Source organism: Phyllobacterium sp. CCNWLW109 (assembly GCF_037203905.1).
Taxonomy (GTDB): domain Bacteria; phylum Pseudomonadota; class Alphaproteobacteria; order Rhizobiales; family Rhizobiaceae; genus Phyllobacterium; species Phyllobacterium ifriqiyense.
In genome coordinates this window covers 784,462-800,256 of the sequence record NZ_JBBCBK010000003.1, presented here as the reverse complement: position 1 = coordinate 800,256, position 15,795 = coordinate 784,462, and the positions used below count along the sequence as shown (strand labels likewise).

The following is a 15,795-nucleotide window of genomic DNA, read 5'->3' as shown; positions in this document are numbered from 1 at the left end:
CCTCTGCCGGAGCAAACCCATGTCCGTTGACTCAACTCTTGATCCCGCAACAGATGGCGTCGAGGAAACTACCTTTCGCACCCACGACGGAACCGAGCTCTTCTATCGCAAGTGGCCAGCGAAATCCAAAAAGCCGAAGGGTGCGATTGTCCTTCTGCACAGGGGGCATGAACATGGTGGCCGTGTTTCCCATCTGGTTGAGGAGCTTGGTCTGAGTGACTTCGCATTCTATGCCTGGGATGCCCGTGGTCATGGCCGTTCACCTGGCGAACGTGGTTATTCTCCATCCTTTGCGGCCTCTGTCCGCGATCTCGACAGCTTTGTAAAACATATATGCGAAACGGGTGGCTTTGCAGTCAAAGATATCGCGGTCATTGCGCAATCAGTGGGTGCCGTTCTGGCGGCAACATGGGTCCATGACTATGCGCCGCCGATCCGCGCGCTGGTGCTCGCATCCCCGGCTTTCAGCGTGAAACTCTATGTGCCATTTGCGCGTGAAGGCATCTGGCTCTGGCAGAAACTGAAGGGGCAGTTCTTCGTAAACTCTTACGTTAAAGCCAAATTTCTCACCCACGATCCAGCGTGTATTGCCTCATTTGACAATGACCCGCTCATCACTCGCGCTATTGCCTCCAATATATTGCTTGACCTGTACACAACTGCCGAACGCGTTGTGAACGATGCGCGCGCCATCATTGTGCCAACGCAAATGCTTATTTCCGGCAGCGACTGGGTGGTCAGACATTCTCCCCAGCATCGGTTCTACGAGAATCTGGCCCATCCTTTAAAAGAACGGCATGTGCTTAAGGGCTTTTACCACGATACTCTTGGCGAGAAAGACCGCGCAATCGCCGTTGCCCATGCAAGGCGGTTCATACTTGAATGTTTTGATGTAAAGCCAGAGGCGCTTGATGTCACAAAAGCCCATCAGACAGGTTTTACCCGCGATGAACAGGACAGATTGTCATCGCCGCATGACCTGCTTTCCTTGAAAGGCCTTTACTGGGCGCTCTATCGCGCCTCCATTCGCTTTAGTGCACTTTTTTCAAAGGGCTTGAAAACAGGCGTTGATACCGGTTTCGATTCCGGTTCCACACTTGATTATGTCTACGAAAATGAACCGCGTGGCATGGGTCCCGGCGGCAAATTAATCGACAAGCAATTTCTGCAAGCCATCGGCTGGCGAGGTATCCGCCAGCGCAAAGTGCATCTGGAAGAGCTTATCGACACTGCTCTGTCAAAGTTGCAGCAAGCAGGCCGAAGCACCAATATTCTCGATATTGCTGCTGGTCATGGCCGCTACGTGCTTGATGCGATTGCTAAATCCACGCTGAAACTGACAAGCGTCCGGCTGCAGGATTATTCGCCGATTAATGTGGATGCCGGGCGGAAATCCATCGCAGAGCGTAAGCTGGAAGAGATCGCAAGTTTCCATCAGGCTGACGCTTTTGATGGCGAAAAACTTGCCGCGATCCAGCCCGCGCCGGATCTGGCGATTGTCTCCGGTCTCTACGAGCTTTTTCCGGATAATGCCCTCATCGAACGCTCGCTTGGTGGCCTTGCCAAATCCATGCAGGCTGGCAGTCTTCTGATCTACACCAACCAGCCATGGCATCCTCAACTTGAAATGATTGCACGAGCGCTCACTTCGCATCGTGGCGGCGAGGCCTGGGTCATGCGCCGCCGCACTCAAGCGGAAATGGATCAACTGGTCGCGGCGGCTGGTTTCAGGAAGATTGACCAGCGCATCGATGAGTGGGGCATCTTCACTGTTTGCGTCGCCGAACGCATATGACGGAACAAACCACACCCATCGGAGCATGGCGCTTCGACCAGACTGTCGCCAAACGGGCACTGATCTGGCTTGTTTGTCTTGCGCCCTTGTTTTATGCAAGTTACGGAACTGCCAATTGGCTGGCATCGCAGCGTGCAGATGTTCCCAACATCACCTTTGCCTGGGAACATGCCATTCCCTTTATTGCATGGACGATCTTTCCCTATTGGTCGATCAATCTGTTTTATGGCCTTTCGCTGTTTTTCAACGACACCCCACTTGAAGTTGATCGTTTGGCAAAACGCTATTTAACAGTGCAACTCATCGCCGTTGCCTGCTTCATCGCATTCCCACTGACCGCAATCTTCCAGAAGCCCGCCACCAGCGGCGCTGCCGGGTTTCTTTTTGATATGCTTGGAGGCTTCGACAAACCATTCAATCAAGCGCCATCGCTGCACATCGCCCTTTTGGCGATTATCTGGTCGCATTGGCGCATACGACTGTCAGGCATCACCCGCTGGATTTGGCATATCTGGTGTGCATTGATTGGGCTTTCGGTTCTCACCACCTACCAGCACCATTTCATCGACATCCCGACAGGACTGCTTCTGGGCCTGTTTGCGCTATGGCTCTTTCCGGCGCGGGCTCCTTCACCTCTCGCGGCGTTCCGCCTGACCAATGATACCAAAGCGCGACGCATTGGCACTTATTATGCAGCGGGGAGCCTGTTGTTTCTGCTAGCTGCCATTTTTGGAACGGCATCATCGCCCGCATCTCTGTTTTGCCTGTGGCCAGCTCTTGCACTCGCAATAGTGTCTCTTGGCTATTTGGGTGCAGGGCCCGATGTCTTTCAAAAGAATTTTCAGGGCACGTTTTCTTTTGCCAGCAAATGGCTGCTGGCGCCCTACCGCTTCGGCGCGATCATCAATAGTCGCATCTGGACACGCAATCTTACGGCCTCTGTTGCCATTCGCAAGAACATTCATCTGGGCCGGCTGCCGCGAAGAGACGAGCAGTCGCGATTTGCAACAATCATTGATCTCACTGCTGAGCTGGCAAAGCCTTCCGGTATAAATGTTGACTGGCAATCAGTCCCACTTCTGGATCTCGTTTCACCGCCATCCGCTGAATTGCAGCGAGCAGCTGACGCTATAGAGTTCGCCCGAAACAAGGGTCCCGTTCTTGTTTGCTGCGCTCTCGGCTTCCAGCGCAGCGCTGCCGCAATTGCCATGTGGCTCATGCAGTATGACGGCGCCAAAACTGCTGCCGATGCTATCCAGATAGTCGCATCCAAAGGCAGGCGCATTCATCTAACAGAAGACATGCTTTTTTCAGCGCCAAATCCGCATGAATGAGCGAGCCGCAGCCTTTGCTTCTCGCCTCCAGCGCCAAGGCATGGGTTTTGGCATCGTCACTATTTGCCTGATGCTGATCCTTCTTTTTGGCGAAGCGCAGCGATGGGGTCATATCGCGACTGCCGCCAGCGGCTTCATCGTCTTGTTTCTCGCCGCCTATATGCTTTTTGAAGCCGCTCTTTTCAGGCTCATAGCTTCAAAGCCAAGCGAAGAAGAAGGCTGCCGTGCCGTGGATAAATTGCTGGCAAAGCTGCATTTGCGAAGGTTTCCGCAGGCGACACGCATGCTGGATGCGCGAATGGCGGGCACAAACCGCCTCTTGTTAAAGCTGCATCTTGCATTTGTTGTTTTTCTTGTTCTATTCGCTGGCATTACAACCTATGGGTTGTGGGGGCACATATGAATTTAAAAGCAATGATGAGACGAAGCTGCGCAATGCTGCTGGCCGGGCTGGCACGCGGTATCACGGGTGTTCGTCCAATCTGGCAAGGATGCTCACCATCAGATCGCCAGCGCATCTATTTCGCCAACCATTGCAGTCACGGCGACTTTATCCTGCTTTCTTCCAGTCTGCCGCCGCGTGAACGCGAGCGCACACGTGCTGTTGCCGGGGCCGACTACTGGAAGCGCAATAAATTGCGGCACATTCTGGCAAAGGACTTGCTGAATACGGTGCTGGTTGATCGCAATTGGGTCGAGCGTGCGGATGATCCGATGGTCATCATGCTCGATGCACTTGCGCAAGGCAGCTCGCTGATTGTCTTTCCCGAAGGCACGCGCAACATGACGGAGGAACCGCTGCTGCGCTTTCGCTCGGGGCTTTACAATCTTGCCCTAGCGCGCCCCGATGTTGAACTCGTGCCCTGCTGGATCGAAAACATGTCACGCGTCCTGCCCAAAGGCGCATTTTTGCCAGTCCCGCTACTATGTCGCGTGGTCTTTGGCACGCCAGTAGTGCTTGAGCCGAATGAGGACCGCAAGGATTTCCTCGCGAGAGCACGCCAATCCCTGCTCGATCTTTCGCCGGAACGGCAGAAGGTGCTTAATCATGGCTGAAACGGTCTGGCTCTTTATCGGCTTGCTCGGCGTGCTCACGCTTGCTAGCGCCATTGCGACCATGCTGACCTGGAAAAGTCGGCGCACAGCGGATGTTCTGCCCTCCACACTGGTCAACCTCAACTCGCGCATCAAGGCGTGGTGGATCATGATTGGCGGCATTTCCGTCGCCTTCCTGTTTGGCAAACAGGGCGTTATCCTCCTGTTCGCTTTCGTCTCATTCGCGGCTTTACGCGAATATGTGACCCTTACCCATACGCGCCGCGGCGATCATCATATCCTCATCGGCATGTTTCTGGTTATCATTCCCATCCAATATTACCTGCTGTGGATTGAATGGTACGGCCTCTACTCAATCTTCGTGCCGGTTTATTGCTTCCTCGCCATGCCAGCCCTGACTGCGATTTCCGGTGATACGGAGCGCTTTCTTGAACGTGTCAGCGAGCAGCAATGGGGCATCATGCTGTCAGTCTATTGCATCAGTCATGTACCCGCGCTGCTGACATTGCCGATCCCAGGCTTTGAAGGCAAAGGCCTGCTTCTCATCGCCTTCCTGATCGCCACAGTCCAAGGCAGTGACGTGCTGCAATATGTATTTGGCAAGCTGTTTGGAAAGCACAAGGTTGCGCCCAAAATCTCCCCTTCCAAAACTTGGGAAGGTCTGATCGGCGGCATTATCAGCGCTTCATTGCTGGGAGCGTCATTGGCGTGGCTGACACCATTCACCGTGATTCAAGCCGGTCTGATGGCCGGTCTTGCCTGTATCATGGGATTCTTCGGCGGCCTCGTTGCTTCAGCTATCAAGCGGGATCGCGGCGTCAAGGATTGGGGCCATATGATTGAAGGCCATGGCGGCATGCTCGACCGGGCGGACAGCCTGATTTTCGCCGCCCCGGTCTTTTTTCACATCGTTCGCTATTTCTGGGTTCCCTAGGTCAGACCCTAGAGCAAATCCGCCTTGGCGAGATCACGCAATAAATGGCTTGTTCCGTAAGTCCAGGCTGCACACTCGGTCGAAAGCCTGACACGGTTCGACAATGTACCCAACGTCGGCGTGGAAATTGAAACCACGTCATTCATCTTATGGGTGAAGCCCTTGCCCGGGCCATCGCGGTCTTTGACCGGTGCGAACATGGTACCGAGATAGAGCACCAGACCGTCCGGATATTGATGGTGTCTGCCAATAGTCGCTTCCACCAGCGATTCCGGCGTGCGCGAAATCTTGGCCATGTTCGACGCACCATCCAGAACAAAGCCATCCGTGCCCTCGACACGCATGCTGAGCTCGGCGTTCTTCACCGTTTCGATTGTAAAATCTCCATCGAAAAGACGAATGAGCGGCCCGACTGCCCCTGATGCATTATTATCCTTGGCCTTGCCGAGAAGCAGTGCCGAACGACCTTCTACGTCGCGCAAATTCACATCATTGCCAAGCGTCGCACCGACAATCCTCCCGGCACTCGAAACCACCAGCACAATTTCCGGTTCCGGATTGTTCCAGCTTGAAATTGGATGGAGACCCACATCAGAACCGTAGCCGACTGTCGACATCGGCTGGCCTTTGGTAAAGATTTCCGCATCGGGTCCAATTCCCACTTCGAGATATTGGCTCCACGCGCCTCGGGCAATCAAGGCTTCCTTGACCTTCATGGCTGCCGGGGAACCTGGCACGATCTGTGATAGATCCGCACCAATCAGATTGAGAACATCGGAACGCAGCGAATCCGCCTTTGCCTTGTCGCCTTTGGCTTGCTCTTCAATGACACGTTCAAGCATTGATGCCACAAAGGTAACACCTGAAGCCTTCACGGCCTGCAAATCGATTGGCGATACCAGAGACGGTGCGCCTGAATTGCTGGTTTCCGACCAGCTGTTTTCAACAATCGTGTTGATATCGCCGATTTCCACGCCTTCAGCCTGCGCCACATAAGCTGCGGGGTTTTCCAGTTCAGCTATATCGCGAACCGTTGGCGCTGATTTACTCGTTATATCGAAGACTGTCCCCCCACGCACAGTGATGACACGCGGATAGTTGCAACCCGGCAATTTGGCTCTACCGAGTAGAATACCCTTGTCAGGAACAGTTGCACTGGACATGGCTCGACTTCCTTCAGACTTGCAATAAGAATTCATGGGCGGGGATAGGCTGGTATCATTTATGCGGCACAAGACTGCGCCAATCAAGGCCGCAGCGTAAACTTTGCCAGAAGCAGATCTGCTGACACCGATATGTCAGCAGGCGTGAGTTTGCTGCTGCCGCTTCATTGCATGTCCAGTCGAACCCGGCTCTAATTGTTTTGGATATACGACAGATGGAACAACCAGAATGATATCTCCATACCGGCTGGGGCTGATATTTGTAACGGCTTCTGCAATCGCCTGGAGCCTTGCCGGATTGTTCACCCAAATCATACCCCTGGACAGTTGGACCATCCTGTCGTGGCGAGGCATATTTGGTGCTATCGGCCTTGCCGTGGTGATCTTGATCACCGAGCGCGGCAAGCATTGGAAAGAAATCTTCCGTATCGGCAAGCCGGGCTGGCTCTTTGTAATTGTGTCGGGCATCTGCATGGTCTTCTTTATAAATGCACTCAAGGAAACCACCGTTGCCCATGTGGCGGTAATCTACGCGACAATTCCTTTCTGTGCGGCGACGCTAGCTTGGCTCGTTATGGGCGAGCAGCCGGAAATCCGCGCGATAGTGGCCAGCTTGGCCGCGCTCGCTGGTGTGGTCATCATGGTCGGCTTGGGCACTGAAGGTACACTCTTCGGCGATCTTCTTGCTTTTGGCATGACGTTGGGAATGGCAGTCCTCATGATTATTGTCCGCCGTCATCCAGATATCGCCGTCATGCCTGCAACTTGTCTATCTGCCCTGTTCAGTTCGGTCATATGCTGGCCGTTTGGCGATGCTCTTGCAGTATCCAATCAGAATCTGCTGCTGATCGCCCTCTTTGGACTGATGGTGTCCGCGGTTGGCGTTGCTCTCTTCGCGCTCGGCGCCAAGCATCTTCCACCCATTGAAACAGCCCTTATCGGGTCGCTGGACGCGCCACTCGCTCCGCTCTGGATATGGATCGCATTCGGAGAAATACCGGGCAGCAGCACCTTGATTGGCGGCAGCATTGTCTTTGGCGCTGTCATGCTTCACATCATTTTCAACGCGTCGAAAAGCAAGCCAGCACCCATTCTAAGTTGAACATCCCTGCTCTCAACGGTTGACGATTGGCCGCTCTCCGGTCATTCCTGAAGCATATCCTACTTGGTGCCAACCGGCGCCTCAGCGTACTGGCAGACAATAATGGCCGCGACCAACATTTCCTTCGCCCGCTCTACCTTGATCATGCTCACCGTGGGGGTTCTTATCCTGCTCGGTATCGTTGCCTCGACGATCTGGCTGGTTACCGAAAGCCGCCAGCGCTTCGATAATGTTGTCGCTGCGCGCAGCATTCGCAGCAACTCAGCCGATCTTCTCTCAACCATGCAGGATGCCGAAACAGGTCAGCGGGGCTATCTTCTCTCTCAAGAGGACAGTTTTCTAAATCCCTATAAAACCGCATTGGCAACCCTTACCGCACGGCAGGAGGCACTGGGGCGAAGCGTTAAAAACAGCCCGAAATTTGCCGCCCGCCTGCCGGAGTTGAACAGGCTCATCACGCTGAAGACAGAAGAAATGAACCGGACATTGGAGCTAGCCGGTAGCGGCAAGACAGCCGAAGCCATTGGCATCGTTCGTGCAGGCTCCGGGCAGAGGTCAATGGACGGCATCCGGGAATTGTTAAGTGCGCTCATGGTCGAGTCTGAGCTTGATCTCCAGCGCGGAATGGACGAGCAGTCCAGTGCGATCGCGGCATTGCAACGGGCGACAATAGTGGGCGCAGTAGCCATTGTGGCTGTACTTGGCGGCGCGATCTTTATTATTTTCCAGCATGTCCGCGACCTGTCGACGGCCCGCCGCGAGGTTGAACTTCTCAATACCAGCCTTGAGGAACGCGTCAATGAGCGCACCGAAGACCTCATTCGGGCCAATCAGGAAATCCAGCGATTTGCCTATATTGTTACCCATGACCTGCGCGCGCCGCTCGTCAATATTATGGGCTTCACCAGCGAACTTGAAACCTCTCTCAAGGCGATCCAGGGCTATATTCTGAACGACGGCGAGCCATTGACTGAAGAAGACGCAAAACTTGCACGGATCGCAGCCAGCGAAGATTTGCCGGAAGCCATTTCCTTTATCAGGTCATCAACGAAGAAAATGGATGGGTTGATCAACGCGATCCTTAAAATCTCCCGCGATGGCCGCCGTGAATTGAAGCCGGAGCCAATCGATCTCAAGGCTCTGCTGGAAGTGAGCGCAGCCAGCATAAACCACCAGATCGCTGAACTGGACGGCAAGGTGGATATCTCTGGTAAAATGCCAAAGATCACAACTGACAGGCTGTCTCTTGAGCAGATTTTTGGAAACCTGTTCGACAATGCCGTTAAATATGCCAGCCCGGACCGACCACTGGAATTATCAGTCCGCGCCTATAATGACGGATACAAATTCATACGCGTAGACGTTTCCGATAATGGACGCGGCATTTCCGAAGACGACCTTGAACGTGTCTTCGAACTGTTCCGACGTTCGGGCCAGCAGGACAAGCCAGGAGAAGGTATCGGACTTGCCCATGTACGCTCTCTTATCCGAAAGCTTGGCGGCGATATCTTCGTAAAATCAACATTTGGAAAAGGCAGCACCTTTGTGCTACGGCTTCCCTCGGATTTGGCTAAAGTAGTAGGAGTTTAGCGGCGTGCAAGGTACTGGCAAAGAAGTCACTATCGTTATGATCGAAGATGATGAAGGTCACGCACGCCTCATCGAAAAGAATGTTCGGCGTGCTGGCGTCAACAATCCGATTGTTCCCTTTTCCGACGGCAATTCCGCGCTCGATTTCATTTTGGGCAAGGAGCGTACCGGCGAAGGAAACAAAAATAATTATCTTCTTATCCTGCTGGATCTCAACCTGCCCGATATGTCTGGCATTGATATTCTGGAGAAAATAAAGAGCAATCCGCATACCAAGCGGTTGCCCGTGGTTATTTTGACGACAACCGATGATGAAGGCGAGATCCAACGCTGTTACGACCTCGGGGCGAATGTCTATATAACCAAACCAGTTGAATATGACAGTTTTGCCAATGCCATCCGGCAGTTGGGTCTATTCTTCTCCGTCATGCAAATTCCTTGATCGATCCGAAAATCATGCCGGGCAAAATTCTCTATGTTGATGATGATCCAGCGCTCGTTCGTCTGGTGCAAAAAGCGCTGGGTCGTTCGGGTTTCGAGATCGTTCATGCCGATAATGTTGCTACCGGGCTGGAAATACTCGGCCAGGGCGACATCGACGTCATAGTCCTTGATCATTATTTGCAAACCACGACTGGCACCGAATTTCTGAAAATACTGCGCGAGAACGGGATAACTGTTCCTGTTGTTTACGTGACAGGGTCGAGTGAAGCGAAGATCGCCGTTGATGCCCTGAAGGCGGGCGCTGCCGATTATGTCATAAAGACAGTCGGCGAAGAGTTTATGCCCTTGCTTGAAAGCGCCGTAGCGCAGGCTATTGCAACTGCGGAATTACGCCGTGACCGTGAGCGGGCCGATATGGAAATTCTACGCGGTAAGGAACGTGCTGAGGTACTGCTTGCCGAAGTCAATCACCGTGTTGGCAACAGCCTTGCTCTCGTTGCGGCCCTGATACGATTGCAAATTTCAAGCATCGACAATGAGGAAGTCAAGCACGCGCTGACCGAGGCGCAAGCACGCATCACGGCCATTGGCGGGATGCATCGCAGTCTCTACAGTTCCGATGACGTGCGTCAGGTTGAGATGGACAAATACCTCGCCAGCCTCACCTCGGAACTTCGCAGTTCGTTGGAACACGCTGATCGTAAACTTGTGATTTCGCTCGATGTGCAAGACATCCGGCTTTCGTCGGATCAGGCTGTATCTGTCGGCATGGTGGTAACGGAACTGGTCACAAATGCCTATAAATACGCGTATCCCGGAACCAATGACGGTGAGATCAGAATATCGTTTCTTCGCTCCGGAGACGACAAGGCAGTGCTGGCTGTCGAAGATGATGGCGTTGGCTTGAAACAAGGCGACCAGCCAAAGGGCACTGGACTTGGCACCCGCATCGTCAAGGCCATGGCTGCAAGTCTCGGTACTAAAATAGATTACACTGCACGCGATAAGGGAACGCGGGCCGAAATGGCCGTCAACGCTGCTGGCTGATCGAAACGCTCGGATTCCGTCATTGCATCGTGCAAATCCATGGGTTAACTCTGTACTCCGCAAAAGCCCCGCTGATATCCGCAAAGGAACTGTGGGCGGCAATAGCGCAGCAAATTCGAGGATCTGCGTAACTGATATGGGAGGGGCCTGAATGTCACCGTTGCTGACTGTCACCGGTTGGATCGACGAACTCAGTCGTCGGATAGGTATTGTTGCGATTTATTTCGTTCTCTTTGCCTCATTGGTTTGTGCGTTTAATGCCTTCTTGCGCTACAGCATCGGAGGCCTGATCTGGCTGGAACAGAATGTGGGCGGTGCCGGGCTTTTCCGCGGAATTCTGGGCGTTTATGGACGCAATTCCAATTCGCTTTCCGAGGCGCAATGGTACCTTTTTGCCGGAATGGTCATGTTAGGCGGCGCTTGGACCTTCAAGCTGAATGAACATGTCCGCGTCGACCTCGTTTATGGTTCGGTCAGCGAAAGAACCAGAACATGGATCGATCTTCTCGGTGGGATCTTCTTTTTGCTGCCGATCTGCGCCTTGATGATCTACTTCACCTGGCCGTGGTTCGTTCTTTCATGGGTCACCAATGAAGCATCGTCAAATTCTGGCGGCCTGCCACTTTGGCCGGTCAAGCTCAGCCTGCCCGTAGGATTTGCGCTCGTGGGCCTTCAGGGCATCTCGGAAATAATCAAATGCTATCTCGCCCTCACATCCGATTACGTGCGTGAATTCGCCTACGAGAAGCCTGTTCAATGATAACATTTTTTGCTGATAATCTTGCCCCGTTGATGTTCTTCGGGCTGATCATCTTTATGGTGATCGGCTATCCTGCCGCCTTCTCTCTTGCAGCTGTTGGCCTGTTTTTCGGGTTCATCGCCATCGAGATGGGGGCTATCGGTCCGGACTTCCTTGGAAACCTGACCTATCAGATGTTTTCGGTGCTCTCCAACGAGTTGCTCCTCGCTATCCCGTTCTTTACCTTCATGGGCGTGATTCTCGAACGATGCGGCCTTGCCGAAGATTTGCTCGATGGTTTCGGACAATTATTCGGCGGCGTACGCGGCGGCCTTTCCTATGCGGTCATCCTTGTCGGCGCCATCCTTGGCGCAATCACCGGCACGGTGGCTGCCTCTGTCATCGCCATGGGCCTCATATCGCTGCCTGTCATGGCAAAATATGGCTATAATATCCGGCACGCCACGGGTGTCATCGCGGCATCCGGAACAATAACACAGCTCATTCCACCGTCGCTCGTCCTGATCGTTCTTGCTGACCAGCTCGGCAAGTCGCCCGGTGACATGTATATCGGCGCCACCGGCGCCAGCATCGTTCAGGTTCTGTTGTTTGCCGGTTGGGTATTCATCCTCAGCATTATCAAGCCGCATTACGTTCCCGCACTTCCTCCGGAAGCTCGCACCCTGCGCGGCTGGCCGCTATTTGTTCGTTGTGCACGCGGCATGATCCCCTCGCTTGCCCTTATCTTCATCGTTCTCGGCACCATTTTCATGGGCCTTGCTACGCCGACAGAAGCTGGCGCGATGGGCGTTGTTGGCGCCATGCTCATGGCTTGGCTGAACAGCCGCCTCACATGGAAACTCGTCTATGAAGCAATGACCATGACCATGCGGCTAACCGCCATGGTTGTCTTCATCCTTCTCGGCGCGCGCGTTTTCAGCCTGGTTTTCCAGGGTGTGGGCGGCAGTCACTGGATCGAAGGCATGCTGACATCCTTGCCTGGCGGTGTTGTCGGCTTCCTCATCTTCGTCAATATCTTTATCTTCGTCATCGCGTTTTTCCTGGATTTCTTTGAAATCGCCTTCATCATTATTCCGCTTTTGGCCCCCGCCGCCAGCGCATTGGGCATCGATCTGATCTGGTTCGGCGTCATGATCTGCGCCAACATGCAGACCAGCTTCATGCACCCGCCATTCGGCTTTGCACTGTTCTACCTGCGAGGTATTGCACCCAAATCAATCAAGACCAGCGATATTTATATGGGCGCAATCCCATGGCTGGTGCTGCAATTGATTCTGGTTGGCCTCCTCATTGCCTTCCCCGGCATGGTGACCTATTTCCTTGATCCTGCTGTGGCCGTGGATATGGAGAACTTCAAGATCGAGCTGCCCAATGCGCCAGCGAATGATCTTGGCAACGCACCATCATTTGACCTCGGCCAGCCACCCTCGTTCAAATGATTGCTATAAACCGGCGAAGTATAAATTTCGCCGATTTAACCTTCCGCAAATTTTCTGCTGAGGAAGCGGGAGCTCTTCGCGCCAAACCGCCAAGGCGTTTCCGCGCCCTTTGTGATGCCGATACGCGGTCCGATGCTTAGTTCAATCGGATCCGCGCGCTGTTCCAGAGAAAAGGGCGCTTCCAGAATAGGCAAACCATCGTGGGACTTGGTAACACCGAGGGCCTGCGCAACCCTGCCCGGCCCCGAGCACAATAGTCGTGGATTGTCGGTTGACCGTCTCTCACTCATCGTCTCCATACCCAGCAAAGGCTCCAATGCTCTGATCAAAACTGCGGAGCCGGGCAGGCAGACAATGTTCAGGCACCAATGAATGCCGTATGATCGGTAGACATAGGCGTTTCCCGCTGGCCCGAACATTGCCTTGTTGGAAGGGCCAGGGCCTCTGAAACTATGCGATGCCGGGTCGTCTTGCGTATAGGCTTCAGTCTCGACAATCCGTCCGCCGACACCATGAAGAAAGAGCTTCGCGCCAATAAGATCTCTTGAAACTGTAACCGCGTCACGTTGAAAGAACTCCGGCGTAATCATCGCACCTCCTTTAAATTAGCCGCCACAGTTTTCATCCTTCAACGCTTTGAAAAAAATTTAAGAGCACTTGTAGGAGATATTACCCATGGTTCGTCCTTGAGGCACTACATCACACTCAAAAGGACGAACGAAGATGGAAAATATCGCATATGCCGGCAACATTTCCGGCAAGAGCCTGTGGGCTGGCCGTATCCTCAGCGGCATTTTTATACTGTTCATGATCTTTGATGGCGGCATCAAGCTCGTACCACTGGATATTGTTATCCAGACAAGCGCTGAAATCGGGCTTCCAACCACGGTGGCATTCGCGCGCGGCCTTGGTATTTTGGGTTTGGTCTGTACCGCTCTCTATGCCTGGCCGCGCACTTCCATACTGGGTGCGATCCTGCTCACAGGCTATCTCGGCGGCGCAATCCTCACACAATTGCGCATTGGCAATCCGCTGTTTACGCATCTGTTCTTCGGCGTTTATCTTGGCCTGATCATGTGGGGAGGTCTTTATCTGCGTGACCGTCGCCTTCGGGCTCTTATCCCATTCAATTAGGAGTGGCGCAAACTTTCGATCGCGTCAGAAATCGGACTTCCCGGCCATTATCCAGCGAGAACATTCCGCCGCGGCCGGGAACCACATCGATAATAAGCTCGGTATGCTTCCAGACATCATATTGCGACGCGCTGATATAAACCGGCGCACCGCCAATCTCACCAAGCTTCACATCATTATCGCCGATGATAAAGTCACCCTGCGCATAGCACATGGGAGACGAGCCATCGCAACAGCCCCCAGACTGGTGAAACAGGATTGGGCCATATTCGGATTGCAAAGTTGCGATCAACTCAAGCGCCGCTGGTGTCGCGCTCACCTTGTTTTCAACCATATGGTCCATGCACACCTCCAACCTCTCCTCGGCTTACCAATCCGGTAGTAAAACCATTTGAGAATTCAGCCTGACAAGGCATGGTACGCCCGTCAGGCTGTATTCACATCGGTTTTTTAGAAGAAGCCGAGTTTCTTTGGACTATAGCTTACCAGCATATTCTTGGTTTGCTGATAGTGATCAAGCATCTTCAGGTGGTTTTCACGGCCGATGCCCGATTGCTTATATCCGCCAAACGCGGCATGAGCCGGATAGGCGTGATAACAATTGGTCCAGACGCGACCGGCCTGAATGGCGCGGCCAAATCGGTAGCACCTGTTAGCATCACGGCTCCAAATGCCTGCGCCGAGGCCGTAAAGCGTATCATTGGCGATAGACAGGGCTTCGTCATCATCTTTGAACGTCGTCACTGAAACGACAGGGCCAAAGATTTCTTCCTGGAAAATCCGCATCCGGTTATGACCCTTGAACACGGTCGGATGCACGTAATACCCCCCGGCAAGATCGCCGGACAGAACATTGCGTTCGCCGCCGATAAGAACCTCAGCGCCTTCCTGTTTGCCAATGTCCATATATGACAGGATTTTTTCCAGCTGTTCACTGGATGCCTGCGCACCAATCATGGTCGCTGGATCAAGCGGATCGCCCTGTACGATGGCTTCCACGCGCTTAAGGGCACGCTCCATGAAACGATCATAGATTGACTCGTGAATGAGCGCGCGGCTCGGGCAGGTACAGACCTCGCCCTGGTTAAGCGCAAACATGACGAAACCCTCGATGGCCTTGTCAAAGAAGTCATCATCCTCAGCCACCACATCCTTGAAGAATATATTTGGTGACTTGCCGCCCAGCTCCAGCGTAACGGGAATAAGGTTCTGGCTGGCATATTGCATGATCAGACGACCCGTCGTGGTCTCGCCGGTAAAGGCGATCTTGGCAATGCGCGGGCTCGACGCGAGCGGTTTTCCTGCTTCCAGACCAAAACCATTGACGATGTTGAGAACACCCGGCGGCAGGATATCGGCAATCAGTTCCGCAAGTACCAGAATGGAGGCCGGGGTCTGCTCGGCAGGTTTAAGCACCACGCAATTGCCCGCCGCCAATGCCGGGGCGAGTTTCCACACAGCCATCAATATTGGGAAATTCCACGGAATGATCTGTCCGACAACACCGAGCGGTTCGTGGAAGTGATAGGCCACAGTATCGTGGTCAATCTCTGAAATTCCGCCTTCCTGCGCACGGATGGCACCGGCAAAATAGCGGAAGTGGTCGATTGCAAGCGGCATGTCGGCTGCCGTCGTTTCGCGGATAGGCTTGCCATTGTCCCAGGTTTCAGCCTGCGCCAACACAGCAAGATTATCTTCCATTACCTGTGCAATCTTGTTGAGCATGACGCTGCGCTCAGCGGCACTTGTCCGGCCCCAGGCATCCTTTGCAGCATGAGCGGCGTCCAACGCGGCCTCCACATCGCTGGCATCAGACCGGGCAATTTCGCACAGCACCTGCCCGTTGACCGGCGATGTATTCTCGAAGTAACGGCCTGCCTTCGGCTCGACGAATTTCCCGCCAATGAAGTTGCCGTAGCGTTTCTTGAAGTTGGGTTTGACGGTTCGGTTGAATTCTACCTTGTTCATTGAACTTCCTCCCTGAAGCAACGCGTCAG

General features: G+C 53.7%; 16 protein-coding genes. 12 read left to right on the top strand and 4 right to left on the bottom strand.

The window, feature by feature from the left end:
• The first annotated feature begins 19 nt into the window (after positions 1-19).
• Genes V9K92_RS14450 through V9K92_RS14430 form a run of 5 tightly spaced genes read left to right on the top strand, consistent with a single transcriptional unit; the run spans position 20 to position 5,119 of the window.
• Positions 20-1,795, top strand: coding sequence for a bifunctional alpha/beta hydrolase/class I SAM-dependent methyltransferase (locus tag V9K92_RS14450; RefSeq protein ID WP_337354274.1), 1,776 nt, complete (start codon positions 20-22; stop codon positions 1,793-1,795).
• Positions 1,792-3,129 (top strand): phosphatase PAP2/dual specificity phosphatase family protein, encoded by a 1,338-nt coding sequence (locus V9K92_RS14445; protein WP_337354273.1) that lies wholly within the window; start codon positions 1,792-1,794, stop codon positions 3,127-3,129. Before V9K92_RS14450 ends, V9K92_RS14445 begins: the two co-directional genes overlap by 4 nt.
• Positions 3,122-3,532, top strand: a complete 411-nt coding sequence (locus V9K92_RS14440) for a hypothetical protein (RefSeq protein WP_337354272.1) — start codon at positions 3,122-3,124, stop codon at positions 3,530-3,532. Before V9K92_RS14445 ends, V9K92_RS14440 begins: the two co-directional genes overlap by 8 nt.
• Entirely contained in the window at positions 3,529-4,185 is a 657-nt protein-coding gene (locus tag V9K92_RS14435) for a lysophospholipid acyltransferase family protein (RefSeq protein ID WP_337354271.1), read from the top strand. Before V9K92_RS14440 ends, V9K92_RS14435 begins: the two co-directional genes overlap by 4 nt.
• Positions 4,178-5,119, top strand: a complete 942-nt coding sequence (locus tag V9K92_RS14430) for a phosphatidate cytidylyltransferase (RefSeq protein WP_115054181.1) — start codon at positions 4,178-4,180, stop codon at positions 5,117-5,119. Before V9K92_RS14435 ends, V9K92_RS14430 begins: the two co-directional genes overlap by 8 nt.
• A gap of 8 nt (positions 5,120-5,127) precedes the next feature.
• Here the strand turns inward: V9K92_RS14430 and V9K92_RS14425 are convergent, their stop codons facing one another.
• Positions 5,128-6,282: a fumarylacetoacetate hydrolase family protein gene (locus V9K92_RS14425; protein ID WP_337354270.1), complete on the bottom strand. Its 1,155-nt coding sequence runs from the start codon at positions 6,280-6,282 to the stop codon at positions 5,128-5,130.
• Positions 6,283-6,511: 229 nt separating this feature from the next.
• Between V9K92_RS14425 and V9K92_RS14420 the strand changes: the two genes are divergently transcribed.
• The 6 genes from V9K92_RS14420 to V9K92_RS14395 all read left to right on the top strand — a co-directional run bounded on the left by V9K92_RS14420 (position 6,512) and on the right by V9K92_RS14395 (position 12,664).
• Positions 6,512-7,384 (top strand): DMT family transporter, encoded by an 873-nt coding sequence (locus V9K92_RS14420; RefSeq protein WP_337354269.1) that lies wholly within the window; start codon positions 6,512-6,514, stop codon positions 7,382-7,384.
• A gap of 102 nt (positions 7,385-7,486) precedes the next feature.
• Positions 7,487-8,974, top strand: coding sequence for a sensor histidine kinase (locus V9K92_RS14415; protein WP_337354268.1), 1,488 nt, complete (start codon positions 7,487-7,489; stop codon positions 8,972-8,974).
• 4 nt (positions 8,975-8,978) lie between these two features.
• Positions 8,979-9,416 (top strand): response regulator, encoded by a 438-nt coding sequence (locus tag V9K92_RS14410; protein ID WP_115054177.1) that lies wholly within the window; start codon positions 8,979-8,981, stop codon positions 9,414-9,416.
• On the top strand, positions 9,413-10,465 hold the full coding sequence (locus tag V9K92_RS14405; RefSeq protein WP_307280762.1) for a response regulator: 1,053 nt from the start codon (positions 9,413-9,415) through the stop codon (positions 10,463-10,465). Before V9K92_RS14410 ends, V9K92_RS14405 begins: the two co-directional genes overlap by 4 nt.
• 151 nt (positions 10,466-10,616) lie before the next feature.
• The gene (locus tag V9K92_RS14400) at positions 10,617-11,225 is read left to right on the top strand and encodes a TRAP transporter small permease subunit (RefSeq protein ID WP_115054176.1); all 609 of its coding nucleotides are present in this window, start codon (positions 10,617-10,619) and stop codon (positions 11,223-11,225) included.
• Complete coding sequence (locus V9K92_RS14395; RefSeq protein ID WP_115054175.1) at positions 11,222-12,664, top strand: TRAP transporter large permease; 1,443 nt, start codon at positions 11,222-11,224, stop codon at positions 12,662-12,664. Before V9K92_RS14400 ends, V9K92_RS14395 begins: the two co-directional genes overlap by 4 nt.
• Before the next feature lie 35 nt (positions 12,665-12,699).
• Here V9K92_RS14395 and V9K92_RS14390 read toward each other — a convergent pair whose 3' ends face one another.
• On the bottom strand, positions 12,700-13,254 hold the full coding sequence (locus tag V9K92_RS14390; RefSeq protein WP_307280770.1) for a DNA-3-methyladenine glycosylase: 555 nt from the start codon (positions 13,252-13,254) through the stop codon (positions 12,700-12,702).
• A gap of 133 nt (positions 13,255-13,387) precedes the next feature.
• Between V9K92_RS14390 and V9K92_RS14385 the strand changes: the two genes are divergently transcribed.
• On the top strand, positions 13,388-13,798 hold the full coding sequence (locus V9K92_RS14385; protein WP_115054173.1) for a DoxX family protein: 411 nt from the start codon (positions 13,388-13,390) through the stop codon (positions 13,796-13,798).
• Here V9K92_RS14385 and V9K92_RS14380 read toward each other — a convergent pair.
• Positions 13,791-14,141, bottom strand: a complete 351-nt coding sequence (locus V9K92_RS14380; RefSeq protein WP_115054172.1) for a DUF779 domain-containing protein — start codon at positions 14,139-14,141, stop codon at positions 13,791-13,793. The genes V9K92_RS14385 and V9K92_RS14380 overlap by 8 nt on opposite strands.
• Positions 14,142-14,248: 107 nt before the next feature.
• The gene (gene adh / locus V9K92_RS14375; RefSeq protein WP_115054171.1) at positions 14,249-15,766 is read right to left on the bottom strand and encodes an aldehyde dehydrogenase; all 1,518 of its coding nucleotides are present in this window, start codon (positions 15,764-15,766) and stop codon (positions 14,249-14,251) included.
• Positions 15,767-15,795: the final 29 nt, after the last annotated feature.